General features: G+C 46.1%; 14 protein-coding genes, 5 tRNA genes, 4 rRNA genes and 1 pseudogene. 19 read left to right on the top strand and 5 right to left on the bottom strand.

What is annotated here, in order from left to right; genetic code table 11:
* Positions 1-201: 201 nt before the first annotated feature.
* From A8140_RS13810 to pepA, 3 genes are all read right to left on the bottom strand, one after another.
* Positions 202-3060 (bottom strand): valine--tRNA ligase, encoded by a 2859-nt coding sequence (locus A8140_RS13810; RefSeq protein ID WP_005534261.1) that lies wholly within the window; start codon positions 3058-3060, stop codon positions 202-204.
* Positions 3061-3154: 94 nt separating this feature from the next.
* Entirely contained in the window at positions 3155-3604 is a 450-nt protein-coding gene (locus A8140_RS13805) for a DNA polymerase III subunit chi (RefSeq protein WP_005534259.1), read from the bottom strand.
* 115 nt (positions 3605-3719) lie between these two features.
* Positions 3720-5228 (bottom strand): leucyl aminopeptidase, encoded by a 1509-nt coding sequence (gene pepA, locus A8140_RS13800; protein ID WP_005534257.1) that lies wholly within the window; start codon positions 5226-5228, stop codon positions 3720-3722.
* 199 nt (positions 5229-5427) lie between these two features.
* On the opposite strand from pepA, the gene lptF reads away from it, so the two are divergent.
* Positions 5428-6528: an LPS export ABC transporter permease LptF gene (gene lptF, locus A8140_RS13795; RefSeq protein WP_005534255.1), complete on the top strand. Its 1101-nt coding sequence runs from the start codon at positions 5428-5430 to the stop codon at positions 6526-6528.
* A gap of 3 nt (positions 6529-6531) precedes the next feature.
* Positions 6532-7602 carry an LPS export ABC transporter permease LptG gene (gene lptG, locus A8140_RS13790; RefSeq protein WP_005534252.1) on the top strand — a complete coding sequence of 357 codons (1071 nt, stop codon included), beginning with the start codon at positions 6532-6534 and terminating at the stop codon, positions 7600-7602.
* 89 nt (positions 7603-7691) lie between these two features.
* Here the strand turns inward: lptG and A8140_RS13785 are convergent, their stop codons facing one another.
* Complete coding sequence (locus A8140_RS13785) at positions 7692-8171, bottom strand: RDD family protein (protein WP_005534251.1); 480 nt, start codon at positions 8169-8171, stop codon at positions 7692-7694.
* A gap of 236 nt (positions 8172-8407) precedes the next feature.
* Here A8140_RS13785 and A8140_RS13780 point away from each other — a divergent pair, with 236 nt between their 5' ends.
* Together A8140_RS13780 and A8140_RS13775 are read left to right on the top strand one after the other, a co-directional pair.
* A complete protein-coding gene (locus tag A8140_RS13780) occupies positions 8408-9073 on the top strand; it encodes an SDR family NAD(P)-dependent oxidoreductase (protein WP_005534250.1) in 666 nt (221 codons plus the stop codon).
* Positions 9074-9250: 177 nt separating this feature from the next.
* Positions 9251-9335, top strand: a tRNA-Leu gene (locus A8140_RS13775).
* 598 nt (positions 9336-9933) lie between these two features.
* On the opposite strand, the gene cod is transcribed toward A8140_RS13775, so the two are convergent.
* Positions 9934-11217, bottom strand: a complete 1284-nt coding sequence (gene cod, locus A8140_RS13770; RefSeq protein ID WP_005534249.1) for a chitin oligosaccharide deacetylase — start codon at positions 11215-11217, stop codon at positions 9934-9936.
* Positions 11218-11465: 248 nt separating this feature from the next.
* Between cod and A8140_RS13765 the strand changes: the two genes are divergently transcribed.
* From A8140_RS13765 to A8140_RS13695, 15 genes and pseudogenes are all read left to right on the top strand, one after another.
* Positions 11466-11771, top strand: coding sequence for a PTS sugar transporter subunit IIB (locus A8140_RS13765; RefSeq protein WP_005534247.1), 306 nt, complete (start codon positions 11466-11468; stop codon positions 11769-11771).
* An 88-nt stretch (positions 11772-11859) separates the two neighbouring features.
* Positions 11860-13194, top strand: a complete 1335-nt coding sequence (locus tag A8140_RS13760; RefSeq protein WP_010450374.1) for a PTS sugar transporter subunit IIC — start codon at positions 11860-11862, stop codon at positions 13192-13194.
* A gap of 47 nt (positions 13195-13241) precedes the next feature.
* A complete protein-coding gene (locus A8140_RS13755; protein WP_005432874.1) occupies positions 13242-13553 on the top strand; it encodes a PTS lactose/cellobiose transporter subunit IIA in 312 nt (103 codons plus the stop codon).
* A gap of 10 nt (positions 13554-13563) precedes the next feature.
* Positions 13564-14886 carry a 6-phospho-beta-glucosidase gene (locus A8140_RS13750; protein ID WP_038862576.1) on the top strand — a complete coding sequence of 441 codons (1323 nt, stop codon included), beginning with the start codon at positions 13564-13566 and terminating at the stop codon, positions 14884-14886.
* A 17-nt stretch (positions 14887-14903) separates the two neighbouring features.
* Complete coding sequence (chbG, locus tag A8140_RS13745) at positions 14904-15659, top strand: chitin disaccharide deacetylase (protein ID WP_005534245.1); 756 nt, start codon at positions 14904-14906, stop codon at positions 15657-15659.
* Positions 15660-15764: 105 nt separating this feature from the next.
* A complete protein-coding gene (locus A8140_RS13740; protein ID WP_005534243.1) occupies positions 15765-16763 on the top strand; it encodes a LacI family DNA-binding transcriptional regulator in 999 nt (332 codons plus the stop codon).
* Positions 16764-16904: 141 nt separating this feature from the next.
* Positions 16905-18155: pseudogene (locus tag A8140_RS13735) on the top strand (HD-GYP domain-containing protein).
* A gap of 485 nt (positions 18156-18640) precedes the next feature.
* Positions 18641-20193 (top strand): 16S ribosomal RNA (locus A8140_RS13730).
* A gap of 67 nt (positions 20194-20260) precedes the next feature.
* A tRNA-Ile gene (locus A8140_RS13725) sits at positions 20261-20337 on the top strand.
* Positions 20338-20380: 43 nt separating this feature from the next.
* A tRNA-Ala gene (locus A8140_RS13720) sits at positions 20381-20456 on the top strand.
* Between the two features lie 295 nt (positions 20457-20751).
* Positions 20752-23641, top strand: a 23S ribosomal RNA gene (locus A8140_RS13715).
* A gap of 94 nt (positions 23642-23735) precedes the next feature.
* A 5S ribosomal RNA gene (gene rrf / locus A8140_RS13710) occupies positions 23736-23852 on the top strand.
* 101 nt (positions 23853-23953) lie between these two features.
* Positions 23954-24029, top strand: a tRNA-Thr gene (locus tag A8140_RS13705).
* Between the two features lie 57 nt (positions 24030-24086).
* Positions 24087-24203 (top strand): 5S ribosomal RNA (gene rrf, locus A8140_RS13700).
* The 16S, 23S and 5S rRNA genes sit together here with 4 tRNA genes alongside, the layout of an rRNA operon.
* A 31-nt stretch (positions 24204-24234) precedes the next feature.
* Positions 24235-24311: transfer RNA gene (locus A8140_RS13695), tRNA-Asp, on the top strand.
* The last annotated feature ends 182 nt before the right edge of the window (positions 24312-24493 follow it).

The following is a 24493-nucleotide window of genomic DNA, read 5'->3' as shown; positions in this document are numbered from 1 at the left end:
TTCGATAGGTCTATTATTGAGAATTATTATCATTAAATCTAATGGGCAGTTAAGATTAGTTTGATAGGTAAAAACTATTGAACAGGAAGCAGAGCAGGAGAGAAGAGTGAATATATTTGAAAGCTTTCCGAGCAATAAAATGCAAAAAGGGTTGATGCTTTCACATCAACCCTTTGATTCTTTTACTCTAGTCTTTAGCGATTAAAGTGCAGCGATCGTTGTCTTCTGCTCTTCTAGCTTAGCTAGTGTTTCTTTGTAGCCTTCAAGCTTCTCACGCTCTTTAGCAACAACTGCTTCAGGTGCTTTCGCTACGAAGCCTTCGTTACCTAGTTTGCCTTCGATACGCTTGATTTCGCCGTGAGTTTTCTTAATTTCGCCATCCAGACGAGCAAGCTCAGCGTCTTTGTCGATCAGACCCGCCATTGGGATCATCAGCTCAGACTTAGCAACCAAGGCTGTTGCACACGCTGGCGTTTCTTCGTCAGCAGCAAGTACGCGTACAGATTCTAGTTTCGCTAGAGACATCAGTACTTGTTTGTTTGCTTCAAGACGCGCTGCGTCTTCTGCGTTTGCAGCTTTCAGCATAACGTCAAGCGGCTTACCAGGGTTGATGTCGTATTCAGCACGTAGGTTACGGATGCTGGTAATGAACGCTTTCACCCATTCAATATCGTCTAGCGCTTCTTGGTTGAAGTTTGCTTCGTCGAATTGAGGCAGTGCTTGAAGCATGATTGTCTCACCTTCTACACCTTCAACTAGTGGCTTGATGCTTTGCCAGATAGTTTCAGTGATGTAAGGAATCACTGGGTGAGCCAGACGTAGAGTCTTCTCAAGAACCGTGATTAGTGTACGGCGAGTACCACGCTGTTGCGCTTCAGTTCCTTTCCATAGAACTGGTTTAGTTAGCTCTAGGTACCAGTCACAGAATTGGTTCCAGATGAATTCGTAAAGCGTGTTAGACGCCATATCTAGACGGAAGTTGTCGATATGGTTGTTAAACGCTTTCGCTGCAAGTTCAAACTGAGACTCGATCCACTTGTCCGCTAGTGAGTATTCAATCTCACCACCGTTGAAGCCACAATCTTGCTCTTCTGTGTTCATCATTACGTAACGGCTTGCGTTCCATAGTTTGTTACAGAAGTTACGGTAACCCTCAAGACGCTTCATATCCCAGTTGATATCACGACCTGTTGATGCCATTGCTGCAAGAGTGAAACGTAGTGCGTCTGTACCGTATGCTTCAATACCGTTTTCAAACGTCTTACGAGTGTTCTTCTCGATCTTCTTCGCTAGCTGAGGCTGCATCATGTTGCCACAACGCTTCTCTACTAGAGACTCTAGGTCGATACCATCGATCATGTCGATTGGGTCAAGTACGTTACCTTTCGACTTAGACATCTTGTCGCCGTTTTCGTCACGGATTAGGCCAGTAACGTAAACCGTCTTAAATGGTACTTGTGGTTTGCCGTTTTCGTCTTTCACGAAGTGCATGGTCATCATGATCATGCGCGCAACCCAGAAGAAGATGATGTCGAAACCCGTTACTAGTACGTCTGAAGGGTGGAATACTTTCAGGTCGTCAGTTTGCTCTGGCCAACCTTGAGTACCGAACGTCCATAGTGCAGAAGAGAACCATGTATCCAGTACGTCTTCGTCTTGGTGAAGTTCAATTACTGACTCTAGGTTGTTGTTCTTACGTACTTCTTCTTCGTCACGACCTACGTAAACATTGCCTTGGTTATCGTACCAAGCTGGGATGCGGTGACCCCACCATAGCTGACGAGAGATACACCAGTCTTGAACGTCACGCATCCAAGAGAAGTACATATTTTCGTATTGCTTAGGAACGAATTGGATGTCGCCGTTTTCTACTGCTTCAACTGCTGTTTTCGCTAGAGGTGCAGTACGTACGTACCATTGGTCAGTTAGCATTGGTTCGATAACCACGCCACCACGGTCGCCGTAAGGAACTTGTAGATCGTGATCTTTCACTTCTTCAAGTAGACCTAGCTCGTCGAATTCAGCAACGATAGCTTTACGAGCGGCAAAACGCTCAATACCGTGATACTTAGCTGGTAGCTCAGTGCTGTAAGCGTCGCTTGCTTCGCCGTTGGTGTTGAATACTTCAGAAGCGTCACGGATGTTCGCGTCGAAAGTCAGAATGTTGATCATTGGTAGCTGGTGGCGCTTACCAACTTCGTAGTCGTTGAAGTCGTGCGCAGGTGTGATTTTCACACAGCCAGTACCTTTTTCCATATCTGCGTGCTCATCGCCCACGATTGGGATGCGACGATCAACGATAGGAAGGATGATTTCTTTACCGATAAGATCTTTGTAACGTGGATCTTCTGGGTTAACCGCAACACCAGTATCGCCTAGCATGGTCTCTGGACGAGTGGTTGCAACAACGATGTAGTCTTTGCCATCCGCTGTTTTAACGCCATCCGCTAGTGGGTAGCGGAAGTGCCACATGTTGCCTTTGGTGTCTTTGTTCTCTACTTCTAGATCTGAAATCGCTGTGTGTAGTTTTGGATCCCAGTTAACTAGACGCTTACCGCGGTAGATTAGATCGTCTTCGTATAGACGTACGAATACTTCTTGAACAGCGTTAGATAGACCATCGTCCATCGTAAAGCGCTCGCGATCCCAGTCTACAGATGCGCCAAGACGACGAAGCTGCTTAGTGATAGTGCCGCCAGATTCGCCTTTCCATTCCCAGATTTTGTCGATGAAGGCTTCACGACCGTAATCGTGTTTTGTTTTGCCTTCTTCTGCAGCGATCTTACGCTCAACAACCATCTGAGTTGCGATACCTGCGTGGTCCGTACCTACTTGCCAAAGAGTGTTTTTACCCTTCATGCGCTCACAACGGATAAGCGTATCCATGATCGTATCTTGGAACGCGTGGCCCATGTGTAGGCTACCAGTGACGTTCGGTGGCGGGATCATGATGCTGTATGATTCTTTAGTAGTGTCACCGTGTGGCTTAAAGTAGCCTTTCTCTTCCCAAGTCTGATACAGAGCTTGTTCGATTGAAGTTGGGTTGTATGTCTTTTCCATAGCGCTCTTTTAATGGATACGTTGATGGTTGAATCTAAGTCAATCTTTATAAGTGAACTCTCTGAGTGGAGAGCTTAACTATAAGGATTGACCGTTAAGGATATTGAATTTCGATCGTTTGCAGTTGATAACCTGCCTGACGGTAAATTTTATACCTTTCTCTTGCGAGCTGTTTAGCTTTTTCTTCGCAAGGCACGAAGTCTACCACTTGAGCAAACTTGTTCGCAAAGGTTGTCTCATTTTCCGCCAAATTAATTACCAGCTTACGATTCCAGTTAGGTTTTACACCTTCATGGCCGATTTCAATATTGGTGGCGTATTTCGGTCCTTCGCCTACAAGATTATGTGCCATGAACTTGTCTGCATCAATTTGCCAAAAGGCTTCAGCGAGCTGCTCGGCATGCGGTTTGTCTTTGCAGTTCAGATACACTTTTGCGCCTTGGCGAGCAAAGTGCTGAGCCAAAAAAACAATGTATTCCTCAAAGCCAGCCACCGTTGCTTGCGGGCTCTCTTCGTTAATGATGTAGAAGGTTGCAGTTTGCATCATTCTCTCACTTGCAGTTGGTCTCTTCCTTAAACCATATTAAATCCGATTTTCAATCAAGAAAATCGAGGTAATAAAAAAGGGCCTTGCGGCCCTTTTAGATGTTGTTCAGAAATTACTCTTCTGTTTCTTGGCCGCTGCGGTTCAAAAGGAATTGGACAAGCATTGAGACAGGACGGCCCGTTGAGCCTTTCGCTGCGCCTGACTTCCACGCAGTACCTGCGATATCAAGGTGTGCCCAGTTGTACTTTTTAGCAAACTTAGACAGGAAGCAACCTGCAGTAATAGTACCAGCAGGACGACCACCAATGTTTGCCATATCAGCAAATGGGCTCTTCAACTGCTCGTGGTACTCGTCTGCCATTGGTAGACGCCATGCACGGTCACTTGCTTGCTCAGAAGCGTTTACTAGCTCATGAGAAAGTGGGTTGTGGTTAGAGATTACGCCGCTGATATGGTGGCCTAGTGCAATAACACAAGCACCAGTTAGCGTTGCAACGTCTACTACGCAATCTGGTTCGAAACGCTCTACGTAAGTCAGTGCGTCACAAAGAACAAGACGACCTTCCGCATCCGTGTTCAGAACTTCTACCGTTTGACCTGACATGGTTGTTAGGATGTCACCTGGACGGTAAGCGTTGCTGCCTGGCATGTTTTCACAGCCTGCTAGAACACCAATAACGTTAATTGGTAGGTTTAGCTTCGCTAGCGCTTTCATTGTTCCGAATACAGATGCTGCACCACACATGTCGTACTTCATCTCATCCATACCTTCACCAGGTTTTAGAGAGATACCGCCTGAATCGAACGTAAGACCTTTACCGACAAGTACGATAGGTTTTGCTTCTGACTCTGGGTTACCTTTGTATTCGATAATCGACATCATTGATTCGTTCTTCGAACCACGACCTACGGCTAGGTAAGATGTCATGCCCAGTTTTTCCATCTCTTGCTCACCAATGATCTTGGTGGTTACGGTTTCGTAATCGTCAGCAAGGCGGCGTGCTTGAGAAGCAAGGTACGCAGGGTTTGCGATGTTTGGTGGCATGTTGCCAAGATCTTTTGATGCTTTCACACCAGATGCGATAGCTAGACCGTGAGTGATTGCTTTCTCACCTAGGTTTAGTTCACGACGCGTTGGTACGTTGAATACTAGCTTACGCAGTGGACGACGAGTTTCTGGCTTAACGCTCTTGAACTGATCGAATGTGTAAAGACCATCTTTAGTCGCTTCTACTGCCTGGCGAACTTTCCAGTAAGTATCACGACCCTTAACGTGCAGTTCAGTTAGGAAACACACTGCTTCCATAGAACCTGTTTCGTTAAGTGTGCTGATCGTCTTTTGAATGATTTCCTTGTACTGGCGCTCGCCTAGCTCACGTTCTTTACCACAACCTACAAGCAGAACGCGCTCTGACAAAACACCTGGTACTTGATGCAGTAGCAGCATCTGACCAGGTTTACCCTCTAGATCACCACGGCGAAGTAGTGAACTGATGTAACCGTCACTGATTTTATCAAGTTGCTCGGCTACTGGAGAAAGGCGACGTGGTTCAAACACACCAACAACGATACATGCGCTACGTTGTTTCTCTGGACTGCCACTTTTAACACTGAACTCCATGCGTACTCCTACATCCTGAAGACAAATTGCTCTAAATGTTAGATAATGATCGCTTACTTGTTGAATTTAAGCTCAGGTCTTACCAACAGAGCTGATTTAAGCGCTAACATCTAGTTTATAATTTTAAAAAAATAAATGGTTCAACGGGAAACTATAGTGATTCGACCAAAAAAACAAGTTTTGTATAGGTAATTTCAGCGTGATTATTGTTAGATATTTGATCCGCGAAACACTCAAGAGCCAATTTGCGATTTTCTTCGTGCTTTTTTTGGTATTTTTGAGCCAGAAGTTTATCAGTGTTCTTGCGAAGGCTTCTGACGGGGATATTCCTGCTGGATTAATTTTCTCAGTGGTTGGTTTAAACATGCCAGCAATGGGACTATTAATGCTGCCATTGAGTTTATACATCGGCATATTGATCACATTTGGTCGCCTATATGCGGAAAGTGAAATCGTGGTGATGAACGCGACAGGCATCGGAAACAAGTTCTTGGTGCAGGCCGCGCTGTGCCTGGCAATCATTACTTCCGGTGTGGCGGCGTTCAATGCTCTTTGGCTATCGCCTTGGTCGCAAGACCGCGTAGAGCAACTTTACGATCAAGTTGAAGCCGAAAACAGCGTAGACTTACTTCAGAAAGGTCAGTTCCAAGGGACACCGGATGGATCTTCTGTTGTCTTTATTGATGACATCAAAGACAGCACGCTCAGCAATGTGTTTGTCGCACAGATGCGCCCTCGTGACTCTATCTTGCCTAGCGTCATGTTCTCTTCTTCTGGTGAAGTAAAAGAACTGGCGGATGGTCGTCAGATCATCACCATGCATGAGGGGACGCGTTATGAAGGTGTGCCGACTCGTGTTGAGTACATGGTGACTAAGTTCGATCAATATGAAGGGGTGATTGGCCAGCGAGAGGTGAAGCAAAAGGGACGTGATTGGGAGGCGTACCCAACGCTAGACTTGATTGGTCACCCAGATCCTGAAGCACAAGCTGAGCTGCAATGGCGTATTTCGCTGTTCGTTTGTATTCCACTGTTAACCATGCTGGTCATTCCTTTGTCTGCGGTAAACCCGCGTCAGGGACGCTTCGCTAAAATGGGCCCGGCTATCTTGATTTACCTCGCGTACTTCCTGGCAATCAGTGCGACGAAATCTGCGCTCGAGGAAGGCACTTTTCCTGCAGCTATTGGTATGTGGCCAATCAATGCGATGTTACTGATTGTCGCTATCTTAGCCAACATGATGGACAGTGTTCCCGTTCGAAGAATGAAAGACAAATTTCGCAAGAAGAGGCTCGCATAGGCAGTGTTTAAACTCTTAGATCTTTACATCGGTAGAACCATCATCTCTACCACCGCCCTTGTCCTGGCGACCTTTGTCGGCTTGTCGGGCATCATTAAATACGTCGAGCAATTACGCAAAGTGGGGCGTGGTGCTTACGACTTAATGCATGCGCTTTATTTTGTATTGTTAAGTATTCCCCGCGATATCGAAATGTTCTTCCCAATGGCGGCGCTACTGGGCGCTTTGATTGGTTTGGGCATGTTGGCATCAAGCTCTGAACTTGTGGTTATGCAAGCGGCGGGCTTCTCTAAGTTGGATATCGGTTTATCAGTGCTTAAGACCGCGGTGCCATTGATGCTTATCGTCATGACGTTGGGTCAATGGGGCGCACCTGAAGCGCAAAAGATGGCGCGTGACCTACGTGCATTTGCTTTGTCTGGTGGTAGCATTGTATCAGTGCGGGCTGGGGTATGGGCTCGTGATGCCAATGACTTCATCTTTATCGGAAAAGTGGAAGATGACAAACTCTACGGTTTGAACATGTGGCGTTTCGATGAAGATAAGAAACTAGATAAAGTCATCTTTGCTGAAGAAGTGGATTACCAGCAAGACAACAACTGGTTGATGCGTTACGTACAGGTCACGGATATGGAGAATGAGAACGTCATTACCAAGCGTGACGTAGAGCAGATGGAATGGCACACCTCGCTCGCGCCAGATAAGCTTGCGGTTGTAACGGTAAAGCCAGAAGAGCTTTCTCTAAGCGGTTTGTATGATTATGTGAGCTACTTGAAAGCGACAGAACAAGATGCTTCACGTTATGAACTGGCATTTTGGCGTAAGCTTTCTCAGCCGCTTTCCATCGCGGTCGTGATGCTGATGGCGCTGTCCTTTGTATTCGGACCATTGCGTAGCGTGACTATGGGAGCGAGAGTGCTCTCGGGGGTAGTTGCAGGTTTTACCTTCTACATATCCAGTGAGTTCTTTGGACCGCTAACCTTGGTATATGGCATTCCGCCTGTATTCGGTGCATTAGCCCCTAGCATGGTGTTCCTAGCAATCGCGGTATCCTTGCTAAGAAGAAAACTGTAGGTTTTCAAAAGCGATAAACATAAAAAAGGAAGGCATAGTGCCTTCCTTTTTCTATTCTGCTTTTGCTGTTTCGCTATTTTGCTGTTTCGCTATTTTGGTTTCGGTAAGACAACAACTTCGGTTTTTGCCCAAATATCGTGGAAACCACGCTTTTGTGGGTCAATTGGCACCGTTAAGTTTGCCAAGCCGAAGCCAGATGTCGCTAAGCGAATTAGTGCCTGAGTAATCGTAATTGGTGCGCCATCTTTACTGTTACGGATTTGCATTTTCCAAGCTCGCATCCCTAAGGTTTGGCCCGCGCGAGTCCAGAAGAACACAAAGAAGTAGATCCACACCACTGCAAGATACAGTGTAAATAGTGGGCTTAATACTGGATGCTTTCCTAGCATGTCTGCTGCATCCACATATTCTCCGTAGCTCAACAAGCCTGCCGCGTTAAGCGCAAAAACAATCGCCATTACCACGCCTGCAGCCATCATCTCAATCGCGAGGATAATCAGTGTGTCGTAAAATAACGCTGCGAGTCGGCGGAAAAAGCCTGCTGGTGGAAGAGTTGTAGAAGTAGTCATAGTTCCATCACTTACCTTTAAAATTGTGCGTCAGAATATAGATTCCATCAGCTTGTGAAAAGAGAGCTAACGCACAGAGTCTCTAATTACGGGCAAATCACAAGTGCTTTATCGCTAATCAAGCACTCAATAAAGCAACCGAGTTCAAACTTCCTACCATGCAACCTGTGAAAGCCCCAAGCATGGGTTACCTTGCTTAGAACACAAGATTACGAATGATGTGATAGAGGTACAAGATGATCGTAATTACAGGCGCAAGCAGTGGTTTAGGTGCACAGCTCGCTAAGTTGTATGATGCCCAAGGCGAAGAAACACTGTTAACTGGCCGCAGCGAAAAGAAGTTAAATACGCTTGTTCAATATCTCTCAAGTAAAGCTCAGGTGCGAAGTTGTGATCTGATCGACGCATCGCAAGTGGAGAATTTATTTGATGAGTTACCTCAAGCGCCTACTACCGTGATTCATTGTGCGGGAAGTGGTTATTTTGGTTTGTTGGCCGAGCAAGACCCACAAGAGATTCAAAAGCTGATTGAAAACAATCTCACCTCCGCAGTTCATGTCCTAAAAGAGTTGGTAAAGCGTTATCAAGAGCAGCCTGTAAATGTTGTGATGGTGATGTCGACAGCGGCACAACAGCCAAAGGCACAAGAATCGACTTATTGTGCGGTGAAGTGGGCAGTTAAAGGTTTGATTGAGTCTGTTCGTATGGAGTTAAAAGGTAAACCAATGAAAATTGTTGCCGTATATCCAGGTGGTATGGCAACCGAGTTTTGGGAAACGAGTGGTAAGTCATTAGATACGAGCAGCTTTATGAGTGCCGGTGATGCGGCGAGAATGATCCATGGTGCGCTATCTAATATTGGTAATGGTTACGTTTCGGATATTACCGTTAATCGTTTATAGGGTTTAATGGTTGGTGTTATAACAAAGTGAAATGGCAGACTTAGCTAAGATGAGATCTCCTTTGTCACACTTTGTGGCGAAATTATCAGCAAACGATAGTTATTTAAGGTTTTTCTGCTTGCGCAGGTCAAAAGCTTCCGTATAATGCCAACCATCAAAGGGCAATAGTCCAGAGATGCCGGTGTGGTGAAATTGGTATACACGACGGATTCAAAATCCGTTGCCTTCGGGCGTGGCGGTTCAAGTCCGCCCACCGGTACCATATTTTAAGACAGAGCCTCGACGAAAGTCGGGGCTTTGTTGTATCTGAGGTTTGTGAATTCAAATCCAGCGTGGCGGCAGGAGTGCCTGCCCAGTCAAGTCATCCTCCGATACCATACATAGAAAGGTCGCTTTTATGGCGGCCTTTCGTCTTATTGGGCGTTTGAAAATAGTAGAAGAATGCTAGTTAGCGTTGCCTTCGCGGTGGCGGCAGGAATGCCTGTCCAATCAACTCCGCCCACCAGTACCATATTTTCAGACAGAGCCTCGACGAAAGTCGGGGCTTTGTTGTATCTGAGGTTTGTGAGTTCAAATCCAGCGTGGCGGCAGGAGTGCCTGCCCAGTCAAGTCGCCCACCGGTACCATACATCGAAAGGTCGCTTTTATAGCGGCTTTTCGTCGTTTTGGGCGTTTGAAAATAGTAGAAGAATGTTAGTTAGCGTTGCCTTCGCGGTGGCGTCAGGAATGCCTGTCCAATCAAGTCCGCCCACCGATATCATATGTTTAAGGCAGATCCTCAACGTTATGATTCCTCAAAATAAAAAAAGCGCGAGGGGTATGCCTCGCGCAAACTACTACATGGTGATAGTAGGAACAGCCTATAGAGTTGTGAACAAGGTGTTCTGAGTGCTTGGAGTCCAATCCGCTTGCGATACGTGTGGTACGTTGACTAGGTAGCGGAGACCTTGGTAAGTCACGACATCACCAGCTTCATAAGCAACGTTTAGTGTCCAGTTAGTTGCAGGATCGGCATTTGTCCAAAGGCTAGACGTTGAAGACGGTGCCCAATCCTGTTGTGCGACGTGCGTTGTAACCGCTTTATAAACAGTACCTGAGTGCGTTACGTAATCACTAGCAACGTATGCCTGGCCAACTTGCCAAACTGGTGTGTAGTTATCCATGGTATCGAAAATGTATCCTGCTTCTTTTGCGATTTGGATAAACTTAGCCAGCCTCGGTAAGTTTTTGGTTGCTCCCATGCCGCGTTTGCCATCTTCGAATAAGAACTCATGTGTTAACACGATAACTTTGTCTGCGTGTAGCGGAGTACCACAAGGGAATTCCTGCGCTTTGGAGTTGATAGGATTGATCGTTGTTGGCGCACAGCTGTTAAGAGCGGCGTCGACATAGCCTAGGAAAGGTTCTGCTTCCGTCAAACTGTTTGCTGGCATTGCAATGCCCCAGTTCTCCGGTGCCCAGTCGAGATCCCACCCATGAGTTTGATAGCCTTTATTCGCAAGAATATTTTGTACTTCAATGGAAGCTTTTACACTGTTTGATGGATTATCGGTGTCACACACATAGCCTGGTTCCCAAGGCTTTAGATCGTCAGAAGTTGCACACAAGCCATCCGCTTTGAAGTTCTTTGTTACACGCCAACCATTGGTGTAAGGCAATCGTGCAAACTCTTCACCGCGATAGTTTGGATAACTGTTGATATTCGGCAAGTATCTTTCCAATACAGCTAAGTTCTCGGCAAACGTACCCGCATCATAAACAGGATCTTGGTAAGAGTTAATTTGATGATCGCCGGTTGCATTACACTCAGCACCGCTATTTGGGCCAAATTCTTCGACACAGTTATGGATCATGTGGGCGTAACTATGGTTAGCAACGATATGCCCAGTATCTAGAGCAAGTTTAAGTGCTTCTAAAGCACGATCCTCATTCTCATCTCCAATACCGTCCAAGTGCCAAGCGTTAAAGTAGAAAGTACCTTTAACTCCTTGTTGATTAAGCACATTAATAACGTCGATAGACGCATTAATCGGACCGTCATCAAAGGTCAAATAAATGGTGCCTTTGGGTGCTTCTTGGGCATAAGAGAATTGAGATAGCGCAGAGCCTAAAAGTGTAACCATAGCCAGTTTTGTTAATTTCATTTTCTATTCCTTTGTTGAAATTAATTATGACATTGTCAGTAGTGAAATATTGATAGTTATAAATGTAATTAAGTGATTTTTGTTATTTTGTTGGCTTTTATCCTAGACCTAATTAATTAATAAAAAATAGGCTGTATTTTTCAAAATGGGATTTGGTTCACGAACAATGCAACCGGTTGCGCTTTTTTGCGTTGGTTATTTTTGCTACAGTTTTTGTAGATTGAAATTTACACAACGGGAGTAAGGCTATGAAAAAAATTCTTTTATGCTGTAGTGCTGGTATGTCGACCAGTATGCTTGTAAAGAAAATGGAGCAAGCTGCTGAAAAGCAAGGGCTTGAGTGCAAGATTGATGCGTTGTCGGTAAACGCATTTGATGAAGCGATCAGAGAGTACGATGTGTGTTTGCTTGGTCCTCAGGTGCGATTCCAACTAGAAGAACTGCGTAAAACCGCACAAGAGCATGGCAAAAATATTGATGCTATTTCTCCACAAGATTATGGAATGATGAAAGGGGAAGAAGTATTACAACAAGCATTAGAAATGATTAACTAATTCAATAACTTTAAATAGAAAGAAGAATATCCACTAAATATAAATGTTTGGTGTGGGATTCTTTTGTCTAAAAATAAGGATGGACTCTATGAAGCTTTATGATGCGATTATAGGAATAGTCGAAAAGCATATAGCCCCTATTGCGGCAAAAGTGGGAAATCAACCCCATGTTAGAGCAATGAGAGACGGATTTATTGTGGCAATGCCGTTTATTATTGTTGGTAGTTTTATCTTAATTTTTGCTTTCCCACCATTTGCTGAAGACACCACATTTACACTCGGGCGAGTCTGGTTAGACTTCGCCACCACACATTTCGATACCATTATGATGCCCTTTAATATGTCGATGGGGATCATGACTATATTTGTCTCGCTTGGGGTTGCCTATAGCTTAGCCAAAGCGTACAAAATGGATGGGATCACCAGCGCGGTATTATCACTGATGAGCTTCCTTTTGGTTGCTGCTCCAGCTAAAGATGGCGCACTAGCTATGAAGCACATGGGCGGTACCGGAATCTTTACCGCGGTAATGTGTGCCTTCTTTGCGGTTGAGCTCTACCGCTTTATGAAAAAGCACAACATTACGATCCGCATGCCAGAGCAAGTACCACCTGCAATCGCTCGCTCTTTCGAGGTCCTTTTGCCTGTACTCGCTATATTCCTAACCTTGTATCCGCTGAGTATTTTTGTTCAAACTCAATATGACATGCTGATCCCTGATGCGGTTATGGCAATGTTCAAGCCACTGATCAGTGCATCGAATACCTTACCTGCAATCATTGGTGCATTGCTGGTGTGTCAGCTACTTTGGTTTGCTGGTATTCACGGTGCGGCGATTGTGGTGGGTCTTCTATCGCCAATCTTCCTTACCAACATCAGCGCTAACATTGATGCGTTTGTTGCGGGCCAACCAATTCCAAACGTATTCACTCAACCATTCTGGGATTTCTATATCTTTATTGGTGGTTCGGGCGCAACACTTGCGCTAGTGATGCTGATGTCATTTAGCCGTTCCGCGCACCTTAAGAGTATCGGCCGAATGAGTGCTGTGCCGGGTTTCTTCCAAATCAATGAACCTGTGATTTTTGGTAGCCCAGTAGTAATGAACCCAATCCTGTTTATTCCCTTTGTATTTGCGCCAATCGTTAACGCAACTATTGCTTACTTTGCAGTACAGCTTGGCTTTGTGGGCATGGGGGTTGCGACTACACCTTGGACAACGCCTGCATTGATTGGTGCTTCATGGGGTAGTGGTTGGACGTTCTCACCAGTGCTGTTGGTGATTGGCCTACTGATTCTTGACCTCTTTATTTATTTGCCGTTCTTCAAGATGTTTGAGAAGCAGGTGATGGAACAAGAGTTACCTACTAGCAAAGAAAGTAAGGATGCTGAACAGCCTTCTGGCGAAGGCGTGACTGCTTAATAGTAATTGGGCTGTCACATGGCAGCCCATGTTTCTGGAGAGAAAAGATGGAACAAGAATTAGTCGTAATGGAAATTATCTGTAATGCAGGTGAAGCCAGAAGTTTGAGCTATGAGGCATTGCGTTTATCGAGAGAGAAGGATTTTTCAGCCGCAGAGGAAAAGCTTTCTCAAGCAAGAGAGTGCATCAACAAAGCCCACCTGATTCAAACCCAACTAATTGAAGAAGATCAGGGTGAAGGCAAAGTGCCAATGACCTTGGTTATGGTACACGCTCAAGATCATTTGATGACGACCATCTTAGCGCAAGAAATGGCAGTGGAAATTGTCGCGTTGAATAAGCAGTTAGCAGAAAAATAAGGACGTCGCTATGCCAAGAAATGCAATTAAACTCGCCATTATTGGTGGTGGCAGTAGTTATACCCCAGAGCTTGTTGAAGGCGTAATAAAACGTTTGGAGTTCTTGCCTGTAAAGCAAATGCACTTTGTGGATATTGAGTCTGGCGCGGAGAAATTGGAGATCATTAAAGGCTTAGCACAACGAATGGTCGACAAGGCAGGGGCGGATATTGAAATCAAAGCGAGCTTTGATCGCCGAGATGCGATTAAAGACGCTGATTTTGTTATGACTCAGTTCCGCGTTGGTGGCTTGGCTGCGCGAGCGAATGATGAGCGCATTCCGATTAAATATGACGTTATAGGTCAGGAAACAACAGGGCCGGGTGGCTTTGCCAAAGCGCTGCGTACTATTCCGGTTATTCTTGATATTTGTAAAGACATTGAAGAGCTAGCGCCTAATGCGTGGATGCTCAACTTTACTAACCCTGCAGGTTTGGTATCAGAAGCGGTCAGTAAATACACCAACGTAAAGAGCATTGGTTTGTGTAACGTTCCGGTGTCTATGGAAATGATGATTGCTGAAATGATGGATTGCGAGCCGAAAGAGCTTCAACTTGAGTTTGCAGGTTTAAATCATCTTGTTTGGGTATTGAAAGCGTGGCTTAAAGGCAAAGATATTACTCAAGCCGTACTGGAGAAAGTTGGGGATGGCGCTAACTTCAGTATGAAGAATATCTGGGAAGAACCGTGGGATCCGGCATTTCTTAAAGCGCTTGGAGCCATTCCTTGCCCGTATCATCGTTACTTCTATCAAACCGATGCGATGTTAGCAGAAGAAAAGCAGAGTGCAGGTGAGCAAGGCACGCGAGCAGAGCAAGTTATGGCGACAGAGAGTGCTCTATTTAAGCTGTATCAAGACCCGAATTTAGACTACAAACCAAAAGAGTTGGAAGAGCGAGGCGGTGCCTATTACTCAGATGCGTCATTAAACCTCGTCGACTCAATTTATAACAACCGTAACAGTATCCACGTAGTGAATGTGTTAAACAATGGGTCTATCAATGGCTTACCTGATGATGCAGTGATCGAGTGTAGTGCTGTAATTGGAAGTTGGGGAGCGAAGCCGCTTGCGGTTGGTGAGCTATCAAGCAATATCAAAGGCTTACTTCATCAAGTTAAAGCTTATGAGCAACTCGCTATCGAAGCAGCAGTTGAAGGAAGCTACGACAAAGCACTAATGGCGTTAACCAATAACCCACTTGTTCCAGATATTAGTCGAGCCAAGTCCATATTGGATGAGATCTTAGCAGTGAACGCCCCTTATCTACCTCAATTCAAATTAACAACGTTATAGAGCGAGGAGACACGCCAATGAAAGTAATCTTTAATGCCGATGATTTTGGTTTAACTCCCGGTGTGAATAAAGGCATTGTTAAAGCCCATCAACAAGGAGTGGTTCGTTCAACCACTATGATGGTGGGTATGGATGCTGAACAACATGCCGTGGAATTAGCAAAGCAAAATCCGAACTTAAAGATTGGCGTGCATTTGCGTTTTACTGCAGGTGCCCCGGTAACAGGGCACCTGAATCTTACCAATGGTCAAACGCAGTTTGTTAGTTACGATGAGCTATGGAAGAAACAAGATTTTGAAGAAGAGGTGGTTTACCAAGAGGCAATCGCCCAAGTTGAGGCATTTCTAAAATTGGGATTGTCTCTGAGTCATTTAGATAGCCATCACCATGCGCATACACACCCACAGTTGCTTCCTGTGATTCGCAAAGTTGCTCAGATATATAAAGTGCCTTTGCGCGGCAGCGGCTTGTGCCATACAGAGAGTAAGGTGAAGTACTACTTTACCGATGAGTTTTATGATCAAGGAGTTAGTTTGGGTGGCATCATGAAGCATTTGTTGGGCTTGAAAGCTAGATATGATGTGGTTGAAGTGATGTGTCATCCGGCTGAGGCGGATCAATCCTTATTATTGAAAAGTAGCTATGCCTTGCAAAGAGAGCTGGAACTTCAAGTGCTGACTTCTCCAATACTGAAACTAGAATTTGCTCAGCATGGTATGACAGTCACGGATTACTCGGCTCTCATTTCTTCAAGTAAAGTCGTCAGTGTATGATTAAGGCTGTCAGCATCGACCCCTATACACCTTACGATTTGCTGGCAGCCACTTTTTTGTATTATCACCACGAATAAAACATAAGTAGTTGGATCTAGTTGTATTATGGCAAGGATAAAAGATGTAGCCGAACTTGCGGGAGTAAACCGTTCCACCGTGTCTCGCATTATTAATGGGGAAGGCAAGTTCCGCGATGAGACGAGAAAGAAAGTTGAAGCTGCTATGGCGGAGCTTAACTATCGCCCAAGCGCTATTGCTCGTTCACTGGCGACTTCATCTAGTAACATGGTCGGCCTCTTGGTTACTTACTACACGGGTGGATTCTTTGGTGAGATGATGGAACAAGTGCAGACCGAATTGGACATGCATAAGAAATTTCTGATTACTGCGCAAGGCCACCATTCTGCTGAAGGGGAACGAGAAGCGATCCAACGCTTTAATGACCTACGTTGCGATGGCTACGTGCTTCACAGTCGTTACCTATCTGATGATGACTTGCGAGAACTTGCAAAGCTGCCAACACCATTTGTGTTGCTCGATCGTTATGTCGAAGGCCTAGAGGAGCGTTGCGTCACCTTCAACCATCACCACGCCAGCCGAATTGCCGTTGAACATTTAATTGCTGGTGGTCATAAAAATATTGCCTGTATCACAGGCCCCTCTCAACGTCATAACAGTTTATTGAGAAAGCTCGGCTATGTTGATGCGATGAAAACTGCTGGTATTGATATAGACGAGAGCTGGTGTGAAGAAGGCAATTACGGACGTCAAAGTGGCTATGACGCAATGGCCGCTATTTATCATCGACATCCTGAAGTGACGGCTGTGTTTTCATGTAGTGAAGAGATGACGGTCGGAGCAATGCAGTTCTTGCATGAAAAACGCATATCAGTACCAGAGCAAATCTCATTAGTAAGTTTCGATAGTGTGGATTTATGTGAAAGTCTCTACCCTACGGTATCAGCTGTTCATTTTCCTATCAGTGATATGGCAAGAGTCGCTGTACAAACGTTAATGGGTTTAATTAAAGACCAGCAATTACATACCAAGCCAGTATTTGAAGCGGAACTAAAACTTCGTAAAGCAGACCGAACACTTTCGTAACTCTATTTCTAACTCTAATCTTTGCAAGTTTGTTGATGGCATGCACAGAGCTGCTTTATTCACTCCCCTTATTGGTGAATTCATTTATAAAATCTAATAGTATTAGATGCTTATCATCAAACTCTTATCAGCAGTGGAACAGTGGCAGCAATTAAACTTACAGTGGATCGTATTCAGCCCGGGTTACATATCCGTCTTCCGCTAAAGTGGAACGATCACCCGTTTCTACTCAACAGCTTCAAAATTAAAGACCAAGAACAAGTGGAGATGATCCGTCATCTTGGCGTGAAGTTCGTATATTTTAGTCCTGATCAAAGCGATGCCTCCCCTTTACCGGCGAATCAACCTCAAGCAGAAATAAAGCAAGACCATGCGTTAGATCTTGAAGCGCAAAAACTATGGCAAGAAAAACAAAAGCGAATTGAAAAGCTGAGTGCTTATCGTCGTCGCGTCATCCAATGTGAAAAAGAATTCGAACGCTCGCTTGCTCGCATGCGTTCAGTTATGACCAAGATTCGCAACCGTCCTACTGATGCAGTAGGGGAAGCGAAGCAACTCATCGATGATATCGTTGAGAAGTTAATGTGTGATGACAATGTGACTCTTCATTTGATGAGCGGAAAGAATGAATTTGAAGGTATCTATTTCCACTCTCTTAACGTTGCTGTTATTGCGATGATGATTGGGCGAGCTAAGGGTTAATCTGCAGAGCAACTCAAAGCGCTTTCTTTTGCGGCTTTGTTCCATGATATGGGCAAAATCAAAATTCCAACAGCCATATTAAGGAAGCAAGTTCCCCTCAGTGAACCTGAAAGCAACTATCTAAAGCTGCACACCAAGTATGGCTTAGATATGGCTAATCAGATTGAAGGCTTTCCAGAAAGTGCAAAGACGGTAATAGTACAGCATCACGAGCTTCGTGATGGCTCAGGTTACCCTGAAGGTCTAAAAGGAGATGAGATTGATGAACTTGCACAAGTGATTATTGTAGCTAAGGCTTTTGATAATCTGTGCCATACCCCGGTTCCTGCTGAGCAAAAAATCCCATATACGGCACTTTCCCACTTATATAAGAACTGCAAACACCTATATAAAGAAGAGAACCTTAATATCTTAATTAAGTTTATGGGGGTGTTCCCTCCAGGGACTGTGGTTCAGCTTTCTAATAATATGGTGGGTTTGGTTATCTCAGTGAATGCATCTCATCTATTGTTTCCGAATGTACTGGTCTACGATCCAGAGGTTCCAAGAACTCAAGCGCCAATTATTGACCTTGCATCAAAGGATATAAAAATAGTTAATGCGATTCATCCATCTAAATTGCCGGAAAAAATCAAAGAGTACCTCAATCCGCGTTCACGCATTTCTTACTTCTTCGATAGTGATGAGTAGTTATCCACAGCTTTTTGTGGGTAAATTGTAGAGATCCTGAGTTTTATTACTGGGTAATTTTAAGGTTGGATGGAAAGTATCCATTTGGCATGTTTTTTTAGAAAAAATGCATTTTTAGTATTGCCAAAGAAAATCTTCTCCCTATAATGCGCATCCATCGACACGGCAGACGCCATAAGGCTTCAGCAGAGTCGGAGAGGTAAAAAGCTTCTACGAAAAATTAGTTGAAAAAGTGTTTGACACTCTCAATTATCTCGTTAGAATGCACCTCCGCTTTGAGAGAAAAACTTCTTGATAAGCAAGCTCTTTAAAAATATAGACCTATCAATCTGTGTGGGCACTCGTTGATGATAATCCAATTAGAAGCTTCGGCTTCAAATTAGGTTTCAATGAAACGAAGTGACCATTGAATCGAAAGATTCAGCACAGTCAATTCAAACATTACTTATGTAATGTTCAGTATTCATTGAGCCGAACAAAATCTTAAATTGAAGAGTTTGATCATGGCTCAGATTGAACGCTGGCGGCAGGCCTAACACATGCAAGTCGAGCGGAAACGAGTTATCTGAACCTTCGGGGAACGATAACGGCGTCGAGCGGCGGACGGGTGAGTAATGCCTAGGAAATTGCCCTGATGTGGGGGATAACCATTGGAAACGATGGCTAATACCGCATAACGCCTACGGGCCAAAGAGGGGGACCTTCGGGCCTCTCGCGTCAGGATATGCCTAGGTGGGATTAGCTAGTTGGTGAGGTAAGGGCTCACCAAGGCGACGATCCCTAGCTGGTCTGAGAGGATGATCAGCCACACTGGAACTGAGACACGGTCCAGACTCCTACGGGAGGCAGCAGTGGGGAATATTGCACAATGGGCGCAAGCCTGATGCAGCCATGCCGCGTGTGTGAAGAAGGCCTTCGGGTTGTAAAGCACTTTCAGTCGTGAGGAAGGTAGTGCAGTTAATAGCTGCATTATTTGACGTTAGCGACAGAAGAAGCACCGGCTAACTCCGTGCCAGCAGCCGCGGTAATACGGAGGGTGCGAGCGTTAATCGGAATTACTGGGCGTAAAGCGCATGCAGGTGGTTTGTTAAGTCAGATGTGAAAGCCCGGGGCTCAACCTCGGAATTGCATTTGAAACTGGCAGACTAGAGTACTGTAGAGGGGGGTAGAATTTCAGGTGTAGCGGTGAAATGCGTAGAGATCTGAAGGAATACCGGTGGCGAAGGCGGCCCCCTGGACAGATACTGACACTCAGATGCGAAAGCGTGGGGAGCAAACAGGATTAGATACCCTGGTAGTCCACGCCGTAAACGATGTCTACTTGGAGGTTGTGGCCTTGAGCCGTGGCTTTCGGAGCTAACGCGTTAAGTAGACCGCCTGGGGAGTACGGTCGCAAGATTAAAACTCAAATGAATTGACGGGGGCCCGCACAAGCGGTGGAGCATGTGGTTTAATTCGATGCAACGCGAAGAACCTTACCTACTCTTGACATCCAGAGAACTTTCCAGAGATGGATTGGTGCCTTCGGGAACTCTGAGACAGGTGCTGCATGGCTGTCGTCAGCTCGTGTTGTGAAATGTTGGGTTAAGTCCCGCAACGAGCGCAACCCTTATCCTTGTTTGCCAGCGAGTAATGTCGGGAACTCCAGGGAGACTGCCGGTGATAAACCGGAGGAAGGTGGGGACGACGTCAAGTCATCATGGCCCTTACGAGTAGGGCTACACACGTGCTACAATGGCGCATACAGAGGGCAGCCAACTTGCGAGAGTGAGCGAATCCCAAAAAGTGCGTCGTAGTCCGGATCGGAGTCTGCAACTCGACTCCGTGAAGTCGGAATCGCTAGTAATCGTGGATCAGAATGCCACGGTGAATACGTTCCCGGGCCTTGTACACACCGCCCGTCACACCATGGGAGTGGGCTGCAAAAGAAGTAGGTAGTTTAACCTTCGGGAGGACGCTTACCACTTTGTGGTTCATGACTGGGGTGAAGTCGTAACAAGGTAGCGCTAGGGGAACCTGGCGCTGGATCACCTCCTTACACGATGATTACTCACGATGAGTGTCCACACAGATTGATACGGTTTATACGAAAAAGAGACGATACTGGGTCTGTAGCTCAGGTGGTTAGAGCGTTCGCCTGATAAGCGAGAGGTCGGTGGTTCGAGTCCACTCAGACCCACCAATTCCCTTCCCAAGGAATTGGCATACAGTATCGACACCTTGATGGGGCTATAGCTCAGCTGGGAGAGCGCCTGCCTTGCACGCAGGAGGTCAGCAGTTCGATCCTGCTTAGCTCCACCATCTTTAAGCGCATTCGATGAGTGCTTTTAAAAATGGTTTTCATTAGAAAATCTAGCTCTTTAACAATTTGGAAAGCTGACAAAACAAACTTTTAAGTTTGTTTGTAAAGTTCTCAAAGTATTCTTAATTGAATACTCCAAACAACACATTCAAGTGTTCTTGGGTTTTGTTTTACTGTTTAAGTAAAACGAAACATATTTGAGTCCGGCAAAATCGAAAGCTATCTCGCTCATTCAAATAATGAGATAGCAACTTTGGTTGTTTAACTTCAATTCGAAACTCCTTCGGGTTGTATGGTTAAGTGACTAAGCGTACACGGTGGATGCCTTGGCAGTCAGAGGCGATGAAGGACGTATTAACTTGCGATAAGCCCAGATTAGGTAGTAAAAACCATTTGAGTCTGGGATTTCCGAATGGGGAAACCCACTAGCATAAGCTAGTATCGCTGCGTGAATACATAGCGCAGCGAGGCGAACCGGGGGAACTGAAACATCTAAGTACCCCGAGGAAAAGAAATCAACCGAGATTCCGAAAGTAGCGGCGAGCGAAATTGGACTAGCCCTTAAGCTTTTTATGCGTCAGGTGAAACTTCTGGAAAGTTGTGCGATACAGGGTGATAGCCCCGTAACCGGCAACGCATTTAAAGTGAAATCGAGTAGGGCGGGACACGTGATATCCTGTCTGAATATGGGGGGACCATCCTCCAAGGCTAAATACTACTGACTGACCGATAGTGAACCAGTACCGTGAGGGAAAGGCGAAAAGAACCCCTGTGAGGGGAGTGAAATAGAACCTGAAACCGTGTACGTACAAGCAGTAGGAGCACCTTCGTGGTGTGACTGCGTACCTTTTGTATAATGGGTCAGCGACTTATATTCAGTGGCAAGGTTAACCATCTAGGGGAGCCGTAGGGAAACCGAGTCTTAACTGGGCGTTCAGTCTCTGGATATAGACCCGAAACCAGGTGATCTAGCCATGGGCAGGTTGAAGGTTGAGTAACATCAACTGGAGGACCGAACCGACTAATGTTGAAAAATTAGCGGATGACTTGTGGCTAGGGGTGAAAGGCCAATCAAACCTGGAGATAGCTGGTTCTCCCCGAAAGCTATTTAGGTAGCGCCTCGGACGAATACTACTGGGGGTAGAGCACTGTTAAGGCTAGGGGGTCATCCCGACTTACCAACCCTTTGCAAACTCCGAATACCAGTAAGTACTATCCGGGAGACACACGGCGGGTGCTAACGTCCGTCGTGGAGAGGGAAACAACCCAGACCGCCAGCTAAGGTCCCAAATTACTACTAAGTGGGAAACGATGTGGGAAGGCTCAGACAGCCAGGATGTTGGCTTAGAAGCAGCCATCATTTAAAGAAAGCGTAATAGCTCACTGGTCGAGTCGGCCTGCGCGGAAGATGTAACGGGGCTAAGTAGTAAACCGAAGCTGCGGCAATGCACTTTAGTGCATTGGGTAGGGGAGCGTTCTGTAAGCGGTTGAAGGTGTGTGGTAACGCATGCTGGACGTATCAGAAGTGCGAATGCTGACATGAGTAACGATAAAGGGGGTGAAAAACCCCCTCGCCGGAAGACCAAGGGTTCCTGTCCAACGTTAATCGGGGCAGGGTAAGTCGACCCCTAAGGCGAGGCCGAAAGGCGTAGTCGATGGGAAACGGGTTAATATTCCCGTACTTCTTACAATTGCGATGGGGGGACGGAGAAGGCTAGGTGGGCCTGGCGACGGTTGTCCAGGTTCAAGTGCGTAGGCTGAGAGATTAGGTAAATCCGGTTTCTCTTAAGGCTGAGACACGACGTCGAGCTACTACGGTAGTGAAGTCATTGATGCCATGCTTCCAGGAAAAGCCTCTAAGCTTCAGATTGTAAGGAATCGTACCCCAAACCGACACAGGTGGTCGGGTAGAGAATACCAAGGCGCTTGAGAGAACTCGGGTGAAGGAACTAGGCAAAATGGTACCGTAACTTCGGGAGAAGGTACGCTCTCGACGGTGAAGTCCCTCGCGGATGGAGCTATTGAGAGTCGCAGATACCAGGTGGCTGCAACTGTTTATTAAAAACACAGCACTGTGCAAAATCGTAAGATGACGTATACGGTGTGACGCCTGCCCGGTGCCGGAAGGTTAATTGATGGGGTTAGACTTCGGTCGAAGCTCTTGATCGAAGCCCCGGTAAACGGCGGCCGTAACTATAACGGTCCTAAGGTAGCGAAATTCCTTGTCGGGTAAGTTCCGACCTGCACGAATGGCGTAATGATGGCCACGCTGTCTCCACCCGAGACTCAGTGAAATTGAAATCGCTGTGAAGATGCAGTGTACCCGCGGCTAGACGGAAAGACCCCGTGAACCTTTACTACAGCTTGGCACTGAACATTGACCCTACATGTGTAGGATAGGTGGGAGGCTTTGAAACTAGTACGCCAGTATTAGTGGAGCCGTCCTTGAAATACCACCCTTGTAGTGTTGATGTTCTAACGTCGACCCCTTATCGGGGTTGCGGACAGTGCCTGGTGGGTAGTTTGACTGGGGCGGTCTCCTCCCAAAGCGTAACGGAGGAGCACGAAGGTGGGCTAATCACGGTTGGACATCGTGAGGTTAGTGCAATGGCATAAGCCCGCTTGACTGCGAGAATGACAATTCGAGCAGGTGCGAAAGCAGGTCATAGTGATCCGGTGGTTCTGAATGGAAGGGCCATCGCTCAACGGATAAAAGGTACTCCGGGGATAACAGGCTGATACCGCCCAAGAGTTCATATCGACGGCGGTGTTTGGCACCTCGATGTCGGCTCATCACATCCTGGGGCTGAAGTCGGTCCCAAGGGTATGGCTGTTCGCCATTTAAAGTGGTACGCGAGCTGGGTTTAGAACGTCGTGAGACAGTTCGGTCCCTATCTGCCGTGGGCGTTGGAAGATTGAAGGGGGCTGCTCCTAGTACGAGAGGACCGGAGTGGACGAACCTCTGGTGTTCGGGTTGTGTCGCCAGACGCATTGCCCGGTAGCTAAGTTCGGAATCGATAACCGCTGAAAGCATCTAAGCGGGAAGCGAGCCCTGAGATGAGTCTTCCCTGATACTTTAAGTATCCTAAAGGGTTGTTCGAGACTAGAACGTTGATAGGCAGGGTGTGTAAGCGTTGTGAGGCGTTGAGCTAACCTGTACTAATTGCCCGTGAGGCTTAACCATACAACACCCAAGGGGTTTTGATGGACTCAAAGCAAGAACGAATTGAATGTGTATAAATAGAACTTAAAATCAGCTTTCCGAATTAAAGAATTTGCTTGGCGACCATAGCGATTTGGACCCACCTGACTTCCATTCCGAACTCAGAAGTGAAACGAATTAGCGCCGATGGTAGTGTGGGGCTTCCCCATGTGAGAGTAGGACATCGCCAGGCTTTAAATTTAGTTTTTACCTTTCTAAGAAGGTGAAGACAAAAGTTAAGAGAGCCCGTTTGAAAAAGCGGGCTTTTTTAGTCCTCAAGGACACAGATAATGTGCTGATATGGCTCAGTCGGTAGAGCGCATCCTTGGTAAGGATGAGGTCCCCAGTTCGATTCTGGGTATCAGCACCATTTACTGTTTGTTTTACGCTTTAAGTTAAAGCTTAAAACAAAACGTAAAGAATTTTGCTTGGCGACCATAGCGCTTTGGACCCACCTGACTTCCATTCCGAACTCAGAAGTGAAACGAAGTAGCGTCGATGGTAGTGTGGGGCTTCCCCATGTGAGAGTAGAACATCGCCAGGTTCTTATTTAGACTCCAGAGTCTAACCAGTGCGGAGCGGTAGTTCAGTTGGTTAGAATACCGGCCTGTCACGCCGGGGGTCGCGGGTTCGAGTCCCGTCCGCTCCGCCACTTATTCAGACAAAGCCCTAGCAGAAATGCTAGGGCTTTTTCGTTTGCGCTATTATTTTGGTCTACGGCCAACGAGTCCCGCTCGTGTGCGAGTCCAATTGCGTGCAAGCCCAGCCGCTCCGCCACTTATTTAGAAACCCAGTCTCCGGACTGGGTTTTGTCGTTTTAGAGAACATGATTTT

The organism is Vibrio campbellii CAIM 519 = NBRC 15631 = ATCC 25920 (assembly GCF_002163755.1).
In the GTDB taxonomy this organism is placed as follows: domain Bacteria; phylum Pseudomonadota; class Gammaproteobacteria; order Enterobacterales; family Vibrionaceae; genus Vibrio; species Vibrio campbellii.
The sequence above is the reverse complement of the archived record's forward strand: the minus strand, read 5'-3'. Positions and strand labels throughout refer to the sequence as shown.

Excerpts from the sequence above, each read along its gene's own strand:
- A8140_RS13780 (WP_005534250.1), top strand. The coding sequence starts at position 8,408 with ATGATCGTAATTACAGGCGCAAGCAGTGGTTTAGGTGCACAGCTCGCT.
- cod (WP_005534249.1), bottom strand. The coding sequence starts at position 11,217 with ATGAAATTAACAAAACTGGCTATGGTTACACTTTTAGGCTCTGCGCTA.
- A8140_RS13805 (WP_005534259.1), bottom strand. The coding sequence starts at position 3,604 with ATGCAAACTGCAACCTTCTACATCATTAACGAAGAGAGCCCGCAAGCA.
- chbG (WP_005534245.1), top strand. The coding sequence starts at position 14,904 with ATGAAAGTAATCTTTAATGCCGATGATTTTGGTTTAACTCCCGGTGTG.
- A8140_RS13760 (WP_010450374.1), top strand. The coding sequence starts at position 11,860 with ATGAAGCTTTATGATGCGATTATAGGAATAGTCGAAAAGCATATAGCC.
- A8140_RS13810 (WP_005534261.1), bottom strand. The coding sequence starts at position 3,060 with ATGGAAAAGACATACAACCCAACTTCAATCGAACAAGCTCTGTATCAG.
- A8140_RS13750 (WP_038862576.1), top strand. The coding sequence starts at position 13,564 with ATGCCAAGAAATGCAATTAAACTCGCCATTATTGGTGGTGGCAGTAGT.
- pepA (WP_005534257.1), bottom strand. The coding sequence starts at position 5,228 with ATGGAGTTCAGTGTTAAAAGTGGCAGTCCAGAGAAACAACGTAGCGCA.
- A8140_RS13785 (WP_005534251.1), bottom strand. The coding sequence starts at position 8,171 with ATGACTACTTCTACAACTCTTCCACCAGCAGGCTTTTTCCGCCGACTC.
- A8140_RS13755 (WP_005432874.1), top strand. The coding sequence starts at position 13,242 with ATGGAACAAGAATTAGTCGTAATGGAAATTATCTGTAATGCAGGTGAA.
- A8140_RS13765 (WP_005534247.1), top strand. The coding sequence starts at position 11,466 with ATGAAAAAAATTCTTTTATGCTGTAGTGCTGGTATGTCGACCAGTATG.
- A8140_RS13740 (WP_005534243.1), top strand. The coding sequence starts at position 15,765 with ATGGCAAGGATAAAAGATGTAGCCGAACTTGCGGGAGTAAACCGTTCC.